Source organism: Pseudomonas sessilinigenes, assembly GCF_003850565.1.
In the GTDB taxonomy this organism is placed as follows: Bacteria; Pseudomonadota; Gammaproteobacteria; order Pseudomonadales; family Pseudomonadaceae; genus Aquipseudomonas; species Aquipseudomonas sessilinigenes.
Window position 1 is genome coordinate 1,121,655 of the sequence record NZ_CP027706.1, and the last position, 14,450, is coordinate 1,136,104.

The window sequence follows — 14,450 nt, forward strand, 5'->3', positions numbered from 1 at the left end:
GGTTACAGACCCGCGGCCATGGCTTTGTCGATCAGCCAGTTCATCGAAGGCCCGCGGTCGCTGCTGACCTCCACCGGGCGGCCGGCGAACTCGCTGCCCAGGGGCGCGTCGGGCTTGATCTGTACGCGGATATCCGAAGACAGGTCGTTGCCGTTGAGGCTGGTGCTGCTGACGATGGTGCCGGTGCGCACCTGGTCCTCGCCGGCGACCTGCAAATTGACCTTGGTGCCCGGGCGCACGTCGCCGAACTGGCGGTAGGAGAAGCGCGCCTCGACGGTAGCCAGGCTGCCCCGTGGCACCAGTTGGTAGATCACGTCGCCCTTGCTGGCGTACTGACCGTCGGCCACCAGTTGCTGGGCCACGGTGCAGTCACAGGGCGAGGTCAGGGTGCCGGTCATCTGCTTGCCGAACAGCTCCTCGACCTTGGCCGGCTGCAGCTGATTTTCGTCCAGGTGGCCCTTGAGCACATCCAGCATGCTGGTGCTGAAGCTGGCCAGGGGGGCGCCCTTGGCCACGTTGCCGTTGGCCTGCACCAGGCTTTGCACGGTGCCGTCGCGCGGCATGGTCACGTTCATTCCCGGCACATTCACCAGGCCAGCCTCGGCGTGGCTGACGAAGTACATGCCATACACCGACTTGAGGATGAAGCCGAAGGCGGCCAGGCCGACGATGAAGATCCCGGCGCTGAAGGTCACGGCCCGCAGGCGGCCCAGGGGGCTCATGCCGCTGCCGTTGTCCTTGCTCTTGCGCGCCTTGGTGAAGTTGTCGCGCTGCAGGGTGGCGAGCACGTCGCCCATGCTGACGAGGTCGCCGGCCAGGTGCGAGGTGATCAGGTGGCGCAGGGTGGCGATGTCCTGGGGTTCCAGGTTCTGGAACTGGCAGCCGACGCGGCCGTTCTGGCGGTCGAAGGAGCGCACTTGCAGCTCCACGTCCATGGCCAGGCCGAGGTTGTCGATGACGAATTGCAGGCGGCCCTTATGCACGCTGCCCACGGCCAGCATCTGTTGCCCGGCGTTGAAGCTCAGGCCGCCGGCGGAGAGGTCGTGGATCCGCACCTCCAGGGGCTTGGCCTCGGTGCCGAAGAAGCGCAGCTTGGCCGGGATCCTGACCCGGGCGTGCTGGCGCTGGGCTTCGGATTCATGCACTACGTTGACGTTGACGGCGGTGTTCATAGGGTCGATTTCCTAGTTCATTCGGGCAGGGCGGTTCAGACCATCAGCAGCAGTACGGCGACGAATACGCTGCCGGCCGAGAAGGTCATGGTCCGGGACGACCAGGTGTTGAACCAACGTTGAAAACTGGCGAGGTCGCGGGTCAGCTTGGTGTCCTGGCGGGTCCAGGATTGCTGGTCGAGGCGGAAGAACACGTAGATCTTCACCAGGGCCCCGACGATCTGGTTGTAATAGAGGATCAGCGGATAGGCCGGGCCGATCCGGTGCCCCGAGCAGGACAGCAGCAGGGTCAGGATCAGCCGGGTGATGCCGATCCACAGCAGGTAGGCGAGGATGAACGCGGTGCCGTACTTGAAGCTGGCGATGATGGCCACCGTCAGGCCCAGCAGCGAGGTCCACATCGATACCCGCTGGTCGAACAGCACCACGCTGGTGAACAGGCCCAGGCGCTTGATCCCCAGGCCCAGGGCCCGGGAGTTCTGCCGCAGGTTGTTGCCGTACCAGCGGAACATCAGCTTGCGGCTGGCCTTGATGAAGCTCTTCTCCGGCGGGTGCTCCACGGTGTTGATCGCCGCGTCAGGCACGTAGAAGGTGTCGTAGCCCAGGCGCATCAGGCTGAACCAGCTGGACTTGTCGTCGCCGGTGAGGAACTTGAAGCGGCCCAGGCGCCAGTGTTGCAGGGAGTCGCTCTCGACGTCGGCGATGAAGTCCGGGTCGGTGACCACGGTGGCGCGAAATACCGACATGCGCCCGGTCATGGTCAGCACCCGCTTGGACAGGGCCATGGAGCACATGTTGATGTGCCGCTGGGCGAAGCGCAGCTTGTGCCACTCGCTCATGATGTAGCCGCCGCGCACTTCGCAGAATTCGTTGGTGGTCAGGCCGCCGACATTGCCGAACAGCTGGAACCAGGGCACGGTCTTGCGTACCACGCCTTCGGCCAGCACGGTGTCGCCGTCGATCACCGCGACCACGGCGCGCTCGTCCGGCAGGTGGCGGGAGATGGCACGGAAGCCAAAGGCCAGGCCGTCGCGCTTGCCAGTGCCGGGAATGCGCACGAAGTCCAGCTTGACCCGCTCGGGCGGGTTCATCCGCGCCCACAGGCTCTTGATCAGCAGTTCGTCGGACATCTCCACGATCGAGCAGACCACGGTGGTGGGAAAACCGCTGTCGATGGCTTCGCGGATCACCGAGCCGTAGACCTGGGCGGTGGTCAGCGCCTCGATGCGAAAGCTGGTGACCATCAGGTACACATGGGACGGGTCGGCCGCCTTGCCGAGCTTGCGCACTTTGCGCCGCAGGTGCGGGTAGACCACGTAGAGGAACAGCATGCCGCGCACAAAATGCGTGGCGCCCATGGAGTAGCGCCAGATGCCCACGGCACCGATCAGGAAGATGAAGTCCTTGGACTGCGAGTCGAAGGTCGAGGCGGGCAACAGCAGGGCCATCCCCATCAACAGACTCAGGTAGAACAGCCAACCGGCGGCCTGGAGCAGGCAGTGTTTTAGCCTGTGCATAATCAACGTCCTAAAATCAGTTGCAAGCTCCAAGCGGCAAGCTGCAAGCGCGGTGCTCATACTTGCGGCTTGACGCTCGGAGCTTGCCGCTGCCGTTACCAGCAAATGCCTTCGGTACGGCCCTGGGTGCAGGTGCCCTTGGACATGAAGCCCACCAGGTCGATGACCTGCTTGCCGTGGGGGACGTCCTCGACCAGGGCGCGGAACTTCTCGTCGCGGTTGCCCAGGATGATCAGGTCGGAATGGTCGATCACCGCGTCGAAGTCCGAATTGAGCAGGGACGAGACGTGGGGGATCTTCGATTCGATGTAGTCCTTGTTGGCGCCGTGGACCCTGGCGTACTCGACGTTGCTGTCGTAGATGCGCAGGTCGAAGCCCTTGCCGATGAGCATTTCCGCCAGCTCCACCAGCGGGCTTTCCCGCAGGTCGTCGGTACCGGCCTTGAAGCTCAGGCCGAGCAGGGCGACCTTGCGCTTGTCGTGGCTTTCGACGATGTCGAAGGCGTTCTGCACCTGGGATTCGTTGCTGCGCATCAGCGAGTTGAGCAGTGGCGCCTGTACGTCCAGGGCACCGGCGCGGTAGGTCAGGGCGCGCACGTCCTTGGGCAGGCACGAGCCGCCGAAAGCGAAGCCCGGGCGCATGTAGTACTGGGACAGGTTGAGGGTCTTGTCCTGGCAGACCACGTTCATCACATCGCGGCCATCGACGCCCACCGCCTTGGCGATGTTGCCGATCTCGTTGGCGAAGGTGACCTTGGTCGCGTGCCAGACGTTGCAGGTGTACTTGATCATTTCGGCGACCTCGATGTCCTTGCGGATGATCGGCGCGTCGAGTTCTTCGTAGAGCGCTTGCAGCACATCGCCGGAGGCCTGGTCGAGCTGGCCGATGACGGTCATGGGTGGGAAGTCGTAGTCCTTGATCGCGGTACTCTCGCGCAGGAACTCGGGGTTGACCGCGACGCCGAAGTCGACGCCGGCCTTCTTGCCCGAGCAGTCCTCGAGGATCGGGATCACCACGTTCTTCACGGTGCCCGGTAGCACCGTGCTGCGTACCACCACCGTGTGGCGGGTGGCTTTGTCGCGCAGGACGAGACCGATTTCGCGGCACACCGATTCGATGTAGTCCAGTTCCAGGTCGCCGTTCTTCTTGCTCGGGGTACCGACGCAGATCATCGACAGGTCGGTATCGCGGATGGCTTCGGCGAAGTTGGTGGTGCCGCGCAGGCGGGCCGTGCGGATTCCCTGCTCCAGGAGTTCACCCAGGCCCGGCTCGACGATCGGTGACTTGCCGGCGTTGATCAGGTCGATCTTGTCTTTGGAGATATCTACGCCAACCACTTCATGGCCCCGGGCGGACAGGCAACCGGCACAGACTGCACCGACGTAACCCAAACCAAATATGCTGATGCGCATCGCATTTACCTCTGTGTTATTCACGCCATTAGATGGCCGGAGTTAATGTTTGCCAGCTGTAGTTGTGCACTGGGAAGTACGGCGAAATACGCTGTAGTATCCTGTGCGGGCAGACTAAGTTCCGAGTGACTTAATATTTGCACTCATGTTGTGCGCAACTGATCCTTGTTGTTTGGATGTGCCCTTGAATGTTGCCGGCGGCTCCTGCTGCAGGACTCCCGAAAAACCATCCGTGTTCCTGTGGATGGCTGGATGTCACGTGGTTCGTGATCTCCAATTGCTTGTTGGGAGGCCTTGAAGGCCAGCTGCTCCTTGGCTTGTTAGGGGATAGTTAGGGGTCTTATCTCCTGTTGTTATTCGGTTAGTTAAAGTTTTCGTTGCGCCGCTATAAGCGGTTTCATAACTTGCTTAGTTTTTAGGCTGTCCATGTAAGTCATCTCGTACAACGTCGTTGAGAATCGTTACCGGTGGTATGAACGGTCTCCGCAGGCATAGTTCCGGTCCGCTCATCCTGTTTTCTGAAATTTCTTTGAATATTGAAAAAGATGGCACTGCTCGCAATTTGATAGCACTAAGGGTTTCGCCCTTTAGTTATGGGGAGTTAAAGCGGTGGGATATTTTTGTGCCACTACCGGATAAAAAAAGTGGTGCCACTACTGAAAAAAATCACTCTTGTCGAGTGAAAGAAAAGTCATGGAATTACATGAAGTTTTTATGGCGTCATTAAAATGACGATTTTTAGCGAGGAAATGTGCACATGATCACATTCTGGCGCGCTCGCCAGGAGCCGGCGAGCGCGGTAGGGGACGCGCTTTACTCCGGTGCGTGGTCGCGCAGGAACACCAGGTTGTCGGCCTTGGATTGTTCGGCGCTGAAACGGTAGCCCTGGACGTCGAACTGCTTGAGTTGGGCCGGGTCGTTGATGCGTTCCTGGATCACGAAGCGGCTCATCATGCCCCGGGCCTTCTTGGCATAGAAGCTGATGATCTTGTACTGGCCGTTCTTCAGGTCCTTGAACTCGGTATTGATGATCCGCGCCTGGAGGGCTGTGCGCTTGACCGCCGAGAAGTATTCGTTGGACGCCAGGTTGAGCAACAGGTCGTCGCCTTGCTCGGCCAGGGCTTCGTTGAGCCATTGGCTGATGCGAGTGCCCCAGAACGCATACAGGTCCTTGCCCCGGGCGTTGGCCAGCTTGGTGCCCATTTCCAGGCGATAGGGTTGCATCAGGTCCAGGGGGCGCAGCAGGCCATAGAGGCCGGAGAGCATGCGCAGGTGCTGCTGGGCGTAGTCGAAGTCCGCCTCGCCCAGGGTCTGGGCATCGAGCCCGGTATAGACGTCGCCCTTGAACGCCAGCAGGGCCTGCTTGGCGTTGGCGGGGGTGAAGGCCGGGGTCCAGCTGCCGAAGCGTGCGGCATTGAGGCCGCCGATCTTATCGGAGACGTGCATCAGTTCGCTGATCTGCGCCGGGGTCAGTTCCCGCAGTTGCTGGATCAGTTCCTGGGAGTGGTCGAGGTATTGCGGCTGGGTAAAGCGCTGGGTTACCGGCGGGGTCTCGTAGTCGAGGGTCTTAGCGGGTGAAATCACCATCAGCATGGGGCGTCTCCTTTAAGCGTCGGGGGATTCTAGGGGCTCGGGCCGTCGGACTCCACCTATCGAGGCAATAGCTGACGCGTGGCGCAGGTGGGGATCGGCTATAGTGCCGCGCGGGTTCTGTTCTGGAGGCATCCCTTTTGCGTATCGCGTTTTTCTTTTCGGCCTGGCTTTTGAGTGTGAGTGCACTGGCGGCGCCCAATGATGTGGCGACCCTGGACCGCAGCACCTGGCCGGAAAAGCTCGACAGTCCGACCCTGTTCGACGTTGCCTCGCGAGCGGAGATCCTCACGTTCGCCCGTGCCTTGCTGGTCAGCGAGTCCTGGGACGAGGCCTCGTTGAAGCAGCGCCTGGGGCTGCGCATGATCAACATGGAGGCCATCGGCAGCCTGCGTGAACAGCTGTGGAAGCGCCTGTTGGAGAACTACGACTTCGCCCAGCAGAGCTGCGACCAGGACGCCTCCTTCTGTTTCCTGGTGGAGAACATGCAGCAGCTGCGCAAGCAGGCCGGCAAGTTCCAGCTGGGCGAGGATTCCTATTACGCCCGCTGGGGCGAACCGAGCCGGACCTTCCATGAACAGTACCTGGACGAATTGTTGCGCAAGGCCGCCCTGGCCCCGCAGACCAGCAGCGAGGTCTTGCGCCTGGGCGACTACGAGCGCAATGGCGACGAACTCCATGACCGGATGTTCCTGCTGACTTTCGACAGTGCCGCCAACCTGGCGCCGGACAACACCGCCTGGCTCACCGAGTACCTGCGCAAGTCCAACCTCAACGGTACCTTCTTCGTCCTGGGCAACGATATCCAGAGCCGCCTGAACCTGGCTTCGGTGGCCAGCCTGCAGTCCTTGTATTCGCGTCAGTGCGTTGGCGTCCAGGGCTGGGAGTTCCGCTCCCATAGCCATTGGCAGGATTGGCAGTACTCGATCCAGCGCAGTGCCGACCTGGTCAAGGGCAAGCTGCCGGAAAACTACGTGCCGCTGTTCCGCCCACCCATGGGCCAGCGCCGGGCAGACGCCCAGGCCTTCTTCAATGCCCAGGGCATGCAGGTGGCGTTGTGGGACATCGATGCCCAGGACGGCCCGGGCAAGCTCAAGGCCCAGGAGAGCGGCCAGCGGGTACTGACCCTGATGCTGTTGTGGCGCCGCGGAGTGATTGCCTTCAATGCCAAGCAGGATGGGGTCAAGGTCAGCCTGCCCTGGTTGCTGGGACAGACCGCGCAAAGCGGGATCGGTTGGGAAGACTGCCAGGATGCGTTTCGCTGAAAAACGCAAAATGCCCGTAAATACGGGACAAGGGCAGGAAAACCAGGGGAAAAGGGCAAATCCGCAAGGGATTTCGAGGCAGGCGGACTTCCGACTTTAGCGGCGCCCGGGCCGCTCGCCAAGGGCTATTCGTCACTCTGAAAAATAAACATCAAAAAAGCGTCAAAGTGCTTTTTCCTGTCACGCTTTTTGGAGTATTACGGACTCAGACCGCCGAAACCTGCGACACAGGTGGCGTCTCCCAAGACTCCTTGTGTGTGCGGCTCACCTCCAACCCGGATGGGTGGATTTCGGTGGTTCTTCGAGGCGCGATACCCGATGGTATGGCGTCGACTGGCTCCCACATAAGGTGACCGAGTATGGATGACCGCGGACGCAGCCCTTCCTCCAACCAGCCAATCCTTTACGTACTCGATACCAATGTATTGATTCACGATCCCAACGCCCTGCTGAATTTCGAAGAACACCATGTCGTGATCCCGATGACCGTCCTGGAGGAGCTGGACAAGCTCAAGAGCGGGCATCACAGCGTGGCCGCCGAGTGCCGCCAGGCGATTCGCCTGATCGACAAGACCCTGGGCGAGGCCTCGCCCGAGGATGTCGAGCTGGGGGTGCCGATCCAGCGTGGCAAGGGCGATCCGAAGGGCTTGCTGTCGATCCTGATGAGCAAGCGCAACGAGCCCAACAGCCTGCTGCCGGACAACCTCAACGACAACATCATCATCAACCAGTTGGTCGACCTGCACGCGCGCAACAAGGACTTGTCCGTGGTGCTGGTGACCAAGGACATCAACATGCGCCTCAAGGCGCGGGCCTGTGGGATCGCCGCCGAGGACTACAGCACCGACCAGCTGGTGGACGACGTGGAGCTGTTGCCCAACGGCTTCCACAACATGAGCGGTTCGTTCTGGGACCGGGTGAGCAAGGTCGAGACCCGCCAGGATCACGGTCGGACCTGGCACCAGGTGCAGTTGAACGACGAGCTGCCGGTGGTGCACATCAATGAGTTCATCATCGACGAGCAGGGCTTCGTCGGCTGGGTCAAGGAAATCCGCGACGGTGTGATGCTGATCCTCGACCTGCACCAGGAGCCCCTGCTGCACCAGGAGGCCTGGGGCCTGAAACCCCGTGATATCTACCAGGCCCTGGCCTTGTACGCGCTGCTCGATCCGGACATCCATCTGGTCAACCTGTCTGGCGCTGCCGGCTCCGGCAAGACCATCCTGGCCCTGGCCGCTGCCATCGAGCAGACCATGGTCAGCAAGCGCTACCGGCGCATCATCGCCACCCGCAGCGTGCAGGGGCTGGACCAGGAGATCGGCTTCCTGCCGGGCACCGAGGCGGAGAAGATGGAGCCCTGGCTCGGCGCGATCACCGACAACCTCGAGGCCCTGCACATGGATGACGAGAGCACCCATGGCAGCGTCGACTACATCCTCAGCAAGGTGCCGTTGCAGTTCAAATCCCTGAACTACATTCGCGGTCGCAGTTTCCAGCAGAGCCTGATCCTGATCGACGAATGCCAGAACCTCACCCCGCACCAGATGAAGACCATCATCACCCGTGCCGGCGCCGGTTCCAAAGTGGTGTGCCTGGGCAACCTGGCGCAGATCGATACCCCTTACCTGTCGGCCACCAGCTCCGGGCTGACCTACCTCACCGAACGCTTCAAGGACTTCCCCAACGGCGTGCACATCACCCTGCAAGGGGTGCCGCGCTCGATCCTGGCCGAATACGCCGAAAGCCACCTGTAGTTTCCTCCCACACCTGCCACGGGCGGCCTTCGGGCCGCCCGTTTTGTATCCGCCCCCGGCCTCTGGAGTATCCTGCGTTCCCGCCGTGAACCTGGAACGCCCGGATGGCCACTGTTTCCCTGCGCAATATCGACCTGAACCTGTTGGTGGTGCTCGATGCACTGCTGACGGAGAAGCACGTGACCCGCACCGGCGAGCGCCTGCACCTGAGCCAGCCGGCCATCAGCCACTCCCTGGGCAAGTTGCGCTCGCTCCTGGACGACCCGCTGCTGATCCGCCAGGGCAACGATGTGTTGCTCAGCCCGCTGGCCCGCAGTCTGCAAGCGCCGCTCAAGGAAATCCTCAGCCAGATCGAGACCCTACTGGGCAAGTCCATCGACTTCGACCCGGCCGCTTCCCAGCGCATCTTCCACCTGGCGATGTCCGACTACGGCGCCGCGATCGTGCTGCCCCGGTTACTGGTGCGCCTGCGCCAGGAGGCCCCGCTGATGCGGGTGGTGGTGACCCAGGGCAGCCGCCACGAGATGTTCGAGCAGGTGGTGCAGGGCAAGCTGGACCTGGCCCTGGGGGTGTTTCCCGACCTGTCGGAGGAGGTGGTCAAGGAGGTGCTGTTCGAGGAGACCTTCAGCTGCCTGCTGGATCGCACGACCCTGGGCCCCGATGGCACCCTGGACCTGGCGCAGTACCTGGCCCGGCCGCATTTGCAGGTGTCGATGGATGGCTGTTTCAACGGCGAAGTCGATCATCGCCTGCGGGATAAGGGTTTGCAGCGCCAGATCGTGGTCAGCGTGCCCCATTGGGGCACGGCGCCGGGGATGATCCGTGGCACCGACCTGATCCTCACGGTGGCCAGTCGCACCCTGGATGAGCTGGCGCTGGAGGATGGCCTGGTGCGCCTGGCGCCGCCGATGCAGGTGCCGGCGTTCAATTTCGTCCAGGTCTGGCATGGGCGCTCCCGTGACGACCCGGCCCATGCCTGGCTGCGCGAGCAGATCCGCCTGGCCAGCGTGGCCGGACCCTGAGGAGGCTCAGCCGCGGACGGTGATCACGAAACCGCCAATCACCACCAGCACGCCGAAGAGCTTTTGCAGGCTGATGTCCTTTTGCGGCAGGCCCACCAGGCCGAAGTAATCGATGATCAGCGAGATCAGCAACTGGCCGATGATCACCGCCATGATGAAGTTGAGCGCTCCCAGGCGTGGCGCCATCAGCAGCGCCACGGTGATGTAGAGCACTCCGGCCAGGCCGCCGAGCCAGATCCACCAGGGCCCTTGGGCGGCGGCCAGCAGGTTGGGCCGGGGCACCTTGATGAACAGCAGCAGGACGCCCAGGGCCAGCAGGCTCACCAGCAGCGAGAGGCCGGTGGCCCAGAGCGGATGCCCCAGCAGGCTGCCCAGCCGGGCGTTGGTTCCAGCCTGCAGGGGCACGGCGAAACCGGCGAGCAGGCTGAGCAGGATCGGGATGAGCAAGGCCATGAAGAAGTTCCTCTGTGTCGTTGCCTGACCTTGTACGCGGATGCCGGCAGCGGCTCCAATTCGCTGTTCTGATGCGGGCCATTCGTCGGGTCGATCCCCGGCCGCAGGGCCCTGGTGGCGGCAGATTGTCCCGTGCGGAAAACTGACCGGCGGGTTTACAATCGCCCCACCTGATCAGGAGTAACGCCGTGCTGACTCATCTCGATTCCCAAGGGCGCGCCAATATGGTCGACGTCACCGACAAGGCCGTGACGTTTCGCGAAGCGACGGCCGAAGCCCGGGTGCGCATGCTCCCGCAAACCTTGCAGATGATCGTCAGCGGCGGTCATCCCAAGGGCGATGTGTTCGCCGTGGCGCGGATCGCCGGGATCCAGGCCGCGAAGAAGACCAGCGACCTGATTCCCCTGTGCCATCCGTTGATGCTCACCAGCGTCAAGGTCGAGCTGCGTGCCGAGGGCGAGGACAGCGTGCACATCGTGGCGCGCTGCAAGTTGTCGGGGCAGACCGGGGTGGAGATGGAGGCGCTGACCGCCGCCAGTGTCGCCGCGCTGACGATCTACGACATGTGCAAGGCCGTGGACCGGGGCATGATCATCGAGGGCGTGCGGGTGCTGGAGAAACTCGGCGGCAAGAGCGGCCACTACCAGGCGGAGCCGGCATGAAGATCAAGGTGAAGTTCTTTGCCCGTTATCGCGAGGCCATCGGCCTGGATGAGACCCTGGTCGACGGCGAGTTCCGTACCGTCGAGGATCTGCGCCAGCACCTGCTGCAAGGCGTGGGCGCCCCGGTGCTGGGGGAGCAGAACCTGATGTGCGCGCGCAACGAGGAGTTGTGCCAGTTGGCCGAACCCCTGGCCGACGGCGATGAGGTGGCGTTCTTTCCCACCGTGACCGGAGGCTGACATGGGCATTCGGGTACAGGACGCGGCATTCGATCCCGGTGCCGAACTCAATGCCATGCACGCGGCCAATGTCGGCGTTGGTGCGGTAGTGGGCTTCGTCGGCTACGTGCGTGATTTCAACGATGGCCAGGATGTCCACGGGATGTTCCTCGAGCACTATCCGGGCATGACCGAGAAGGCCCTGGCCAAGATCGCCGAGGAGGCCGGGCTGCGCTGGCCGTTGCTCAAGCTGGAGATCCTGCACCGCATCGGCGCCCTGGCCCCGGGCGAGCCGATCGTCTTCGTCGCCGCGGCCAGCGCCCATCGCCAGGCGGCCTTCGACGCGTGTGCCTTCGTGATGGATTACCTCAAGACCCGGGCGCCGTTCTGGAAGAAGGAACAGACCGCCGATGGCCCGCGCTGGGTCGAGGGCCGACACAGCGACCAGGCCGCCGCCGAGCGCTGGGAAGACTGATCCAGTACACGCCTTGGCGCATTCCTGCGCCTTGCGCAAAACCTGCCAAGCCGCGCGCCTGTTCCTGGTGATCACCAGGTGCAGGCGTTGCCGTGCCCCGTTGACGATGTGTACATTAAAGTCCAGTATGGATTTCAAAGTACAAAACAGCTCTGCCGTTCCACCTCTTCTTTCTGTCTTGCCAAACCAACAACAATTCGCGAGAGAACGAACATGAAAAAACTCCCCCTCATCAGCGGCCTGGTCCTGGGCCTGTTGGCGTGCACCCAGCTCTCGGCCGCCGAGAAGACCCTGCGCTTCGGGATCGAGGCCGCCTATCCACCCTTCGCCTTCAAGACCGCCGAAGGCAAGATCGGGGGCTTCGACTACGACATCGGCAATGCCCTGTGCGCGCAGATGCAGGTCAAGTGCGAGTGGACCGAGGTCGAGTTCGATGGGCTGATTCCATCGCTGAAGGTGAAGAAGATCGATGCCGCGCTGTCGTCCATGACCATCACCGCCGAGCGCCGCAAGTCGGTGGATTTCACCCATAGGTACTACTTCACTTCGTCGCGCCTGGTGATGAAGAAAGGCGCCGTGGTAGACGACCAGTACCAGAACCTCAAGGGCAAGACCATCGGTGTGCAGCGTTCCACCACCACCGACCGCTACGCCACCGAGGTCCTGGAGCCCAAGGGCATCAAGGTAGTGCGCTATAGCAATAACGAAGAGATCTACATGGACCTGGCGGCGGGACGCCTGGATGCGATCTTCGCCGACACCATTCCGCTGGAGGACTTCCTGTCGATGCCCCGCGGCGCCGACTATGCCTTCGTCGGCCCGGAGCTCAAGGATCCGAAGTATGTCGGCGAGGGCGCCGGGATCGCCGTGCGCAAGGGTAACGAGCAACTGGTGGGCGAGCTGGACAAGGCCATCGCCGGCATCCGCGCCAACGGCGAGTACCAGAAGATCCAGGCCAAGTACTTCAAATCGGATATCTACGGCGACTGATGCCGCAGGCGTTTGCGAGCGATCGCTCCCAGGGGCGCTCGCTCGCCGAGGATCACTGTTCCTTGAGTTCCTTGAGGTGCTTGTACACCGTCGCCCGGCCCATGTTCAGCACGTTGGCCACATAGTTGGCGGCACTCTTGCCCTTGAATGCGCCTTCGGCGTGCAGCGCCAGCACCAGTTCACGCTTGTGGTCGCGGGTCAGCAGGTTCAGGCCCAGCTGGCGCTCGCGCAGCCAGTTGTGCAGGAAGGTGTTGATCCGTTCCTGCCAGTCATCGCGAAACAGTGAGTCCGGCTGCGGGATCAGCTTGCTCGGAGACAGGAACAGGTCCAGCGCGGCCTTGGCATTCTCGAACAGCGAGATGTTCAGGTTGATGCACAGCACCGCCAGCGGCTGGCCCTTGGTGTCGCGCAGCACGGTGCTCAGGCTGCGGATCTTCTGGCCGTCCCAGTTGAGCTTTTCGTAGGGGCCGATGTTCCGTTCATCGCTGTCGCCGCTGAGCATGTCTTCCAGGGCCGCATCGTCACCCACTTCACGCTTGGACAGATTGTTGGCGATGTAGTCGACCTTCTGCGTGCGCAAGTCGTGGAGCACCACTTCGGCGTGGGGAAAGAACAGGGTGGCAATGGCGTCGGCGATCGCCCGGAAATTGTCCAGGACAGGGTCCTTGGCGGGTGTAGTCATGGGTGTACTCCTGGCGGCTTCAGCGCCCGCCGCTGGCGGGCGCTGGGAGTGTGCCGCAATCGTCCGGGCGCGTCATCCCGGGGTGTCAGCCCAGGCGGGCAGGGGACAGCATGGCGGTGTCCAGGCCGAAATCAGCCAACTCTTGCGGCAGTGCTGCGCCACGCACCAGGGCGGCGCTGGCCTGGCCCATGGCCGGTGAGGTCTGGATGCCGTAGCCGCCTTGGCCGGCCACCCAGAACAGCCCGGGCACTTGCGGGTCGAACCCGGCCAGCAGGTCGCCATCGCTGACGAAGCTGCGCAGGCCGGCCCAGGTCCGGGTCGGCCGGCGGATGCTCAAGGTGGTGGCTTCTTCGATCTGGTGGATGCCCAGGGCGATGTCCAGCTCTTCGGGCTGTACATCGTGGGGCGGCACCGGGTCGGCATTGGCCGGTGAGCCGAGGAACATGCCGGCATCGGGTTTCATGTAGAAGGATTCGTCGAGGCTGACCAGCATCGGCCAGTGCTGGCAGTCCGGGTCTTGCGGGCCGGCGAAGATGAACGCGGCGCGGCGCTTGGGCTGCAGGCCCAGTGGCCGGGCACCGGCGAGGACGCCGACCTGATCGGCCCAGGCACCGGCGGCGTTGATCAACACCGGGGCGCTGAAGGTCTGGCCGCTGGTGCGTACCAGCCAGTGGCCCTGGGCATCGCGCTCCAGCCCCAGGACTTCGCAATCGGTATGCAGTTGGCCCTGGTTGCGCCGGATGCCACGCAGGTAGCCCTGGTGCAGGGCATCGGTGTCGATGTCGCTGGCAGTCGGGTCGTAGAGGGCGCCGTGGACCTTTTCTCGGCGCAGGATCGGCAGGCGCGCGCAAGCTTCGTCGGCGTCGAGCAGTTGCATCTGCGGCACGCTGGCCTTGGCGCTCAGGTACTGGCGCTGCAACTCGTCGGGATCGTTGTCGAAGTCCACGGTCATTTCGCCTCGCGGGCTCAACAGCGGATGCTCGCAGAAGCCTTCGGGCGGTTGGTCGAAGAACGCCCGGCTGGCCAGGGTCAGGGCGCGGACCTGGGGCGTGCCATAGGCGGCGGTGTAGAGGGCGGCGGAGCGGCCGGTGGAGTGATAGCCCGGATGAGACTCGCGCTCCAGCACCAGGACCCGGCCATGGGGCGACAGCCAGTAACCGGTGGAGGCTCCGGCGATTCCGCCGCCGATGATGATGAAATCTGCCTGGATCATGCAAAACTCCGAAAAATACCCATGG

General features: G+C 62.9%; 14 protein-coding genes. 7 read left to right on the forward strand and 7 right to left on the reverse strand.

What is annotated here, in order from left to right:
* Positions 1 to 2: 2 nt before the first annotated feature.
* From C4K39_RS05100 to yaaA, 4 genes are all read right to left on the reverse strand, one after another.
* Positions 3 to 1,172, reverse strand: coding sequence for an alginate biosynthesis protein Alg44 (locus C4K39_RS05100; protein WP_124345800.1), 1,170 nt, complete (start codon positions 1,170 to 1,172; stop codon positions 3 to 5).
* Positions 1,173 to 1,207: 35 nt separating this feature from the next.
* Positions 1,208 to 2,689 carry a mannuronan synthase gene (alg8, locus tag C4K39_RS05105; protein ID WP_124345801.1) on the reverse strand — a complete coding sequence of 494 codons (1,482 nt, stop codon included), beginning with the start codon at positions 2,687 to 2,689 and terminating at the stop codon, positions 1,208 to 1,210.
* A 95-nt stretch (positions 2,690 to 2,784) separates the two neighbouring features.
* Entirely contained in the window at positions 2,785 to 4,101 is a 1,317-nt protein-coding gene (locus tag C4K39_RS05110; protein ID WP_068583199.1) for a nucleotide sugar dehydrogenase, read from the reverse strand.
* Positions 4,102 to 4,914: 813 nt separating this feature from the next.
* Complete coding sequence (yaaA, locus tag C4K39_RS05115; protein WP_068583196.1) at positions 4,915 to 5,694, reverse strand: peroxide stress protein YaaA; 780 nt, start codon at positions 5,692 to 5,694, stop codon at positions 4,915 to 4,917.
* 137 nt (positions 5,695 to 5,831) lie between these two features.
* Here yaaA and C4K39_RS05120 point away from each other — a divergent pair, with 137 nt between their 5' ends.
* The 3 genes from C4K39_RS05120 to C4K39_RS05130 all read left to right on the forward strand — a co-directional run bounded on the left by C4K39_RS05120 (position 5,832) and on the right by C4K39_RS05130 (position 9,732).
* Complete coding sequence (locus C4K39_RS05120; RefSeq protein ID WP_124345802.1) at positions 5,832 to 6,956, forward strand: polysaccharide deacetylase family protein; 1,125 nt, start codon at positions 5,832 to 5,834, stop codon at positions 6,954 to 6,956.
* A gap of 359 nt (positions 6,957 to 7,315) precedes the next feature.
* Positions 7,316 to 8,710, forward strand: a complete 1,395-nt coding sequence (locus tag C4K39_RS05125; RefSeq protein ID WP_068583191.1) for a PhoH family protein — start codon at positions 7,316 to 7,318, stop codon at positions 8,708 to 8,710.
* Positions 8,711 to 8,814: 104 nt separating this feature from the next.
* A complete protein-coding gene (locus C4K39_RS05130; protein ID WP_022642444.1) occupies positions 8,815 to 9,732 on the forward strand; it encodes a LysR family transcriptional regulator in 918 nt (305 codons plus the stop codon).
* 6 nt (positions 9,733 to 9,738) lie between these two features.
* On the opposite strand, the gene C4K39_RS05135 is transcribed toward C4K39_RS05130, so the two are convergent.
* Entirely contained in the window at positions 9,739 to 10,185 is a 447-nt protein-coding gene (locus C4K39_RS05135) for a DMT family transporter (RefSeq protein ID WP_085596238.1), read from the reverse strand.
* Positions 10,186 to 10,373: 188 nt separating this feature from the next.
* On the opposite strand from C4K39_RS05135, the gene moaC reads away from it, so the two are divergent.
* The 4 genes from moaC (at position 10,374) to C4K39_RS05155 (ending at position 12,530) form a co-directional block, all read left to right on the forward strand.
* The gene (gene moaC / locus C4K39_RS05140) at positions 10,374 to 10,847 is read left to right on the forward strand and encodes a cyclic pyranopterin monophosphate synthase MoaC (protein ID WP_068583260.1); all 474 of its coding nucleotides are present in this window, start codon (positions 10,374 to 10,376) and stop codon (positions 10,845 to 10,847) included.
* Positions 10,844 to 11,086: a MoaD/ThiS family protein gene (locus C4K39_RS05145; RefSeq protein WP_124345803.1), complete on the forward strand. Its 243-nt coding sequence runs from the start codon at positions 10,844 to 10,846 to the stop codon at positions 11,084 to 11,086. Before moaC ends, C4K39_RS05145 begins: the two co-directional genes overlap by 4 nt.
* A 1-nt stretch (position 11,087) precedes the next feature.
* A complete protein-coding gene (moaE, locus tag C4K39_RS05150) occupies positions 11,088 to 11,540 on the forward strand; it encodes a molybdopterin synthase catalytic subunit MoaE (RefSeq protein WP_068583267.1) in 453 nt (150 codons plus the stop codon).
* A gap of 213 nt (positions 11,541 to 11,753) precedes the next feature.
* Complete coding sequence (locus C4K39_RS05155) at positions 11,754 to 12,530, forward strand: ABC transporter substrate-binding protein (RefSeq protein ID WP_124345804.1); 777 nt, start codon at positions 11,754 to 11,756, stop codon at positions 12,528 to 12,530.
* Positions 12,531 to 12,582: 52 nt separating this feature from the next.
* Here the strand turns inward: C4K39_RS05155 and C4K39_RS05160 are convergent, their stop codons facing one another.
* Both C4K39_RS05160 and C4K39_RS05165 read right to left on the reverse strand, forming a co-directional pair.
* Positions 12,583 to 13,212 carry a helix-turn-helix transcriptional regulator gene (locus C4K39_RS05160; RefSeq protein WP_068608077.1) on the reverse strand — a complete coding sequence of 210 codons (630 nt, stop codon included), beginning with the start codon at positions 13,210 to 13,212 and terminating at the stop codon, positions 12,583 to 12,585.
* A gap of 85 nt (positions 13,213 to 13,297) precedes the next feature.
* A complete protein-coding gene (locus C4K39_RS05165; RefSeq protein ID WP_068583471.1) occupies positions 13,298 to 14,425 on the reverse strand; it encodes an NAD(P)/FAD-dependent oxidoreductase in 1,128 nt (375 codons plus the stop codon).
* Positions 14,426 to 14,450: the final 25 nt, after the last annotated feature.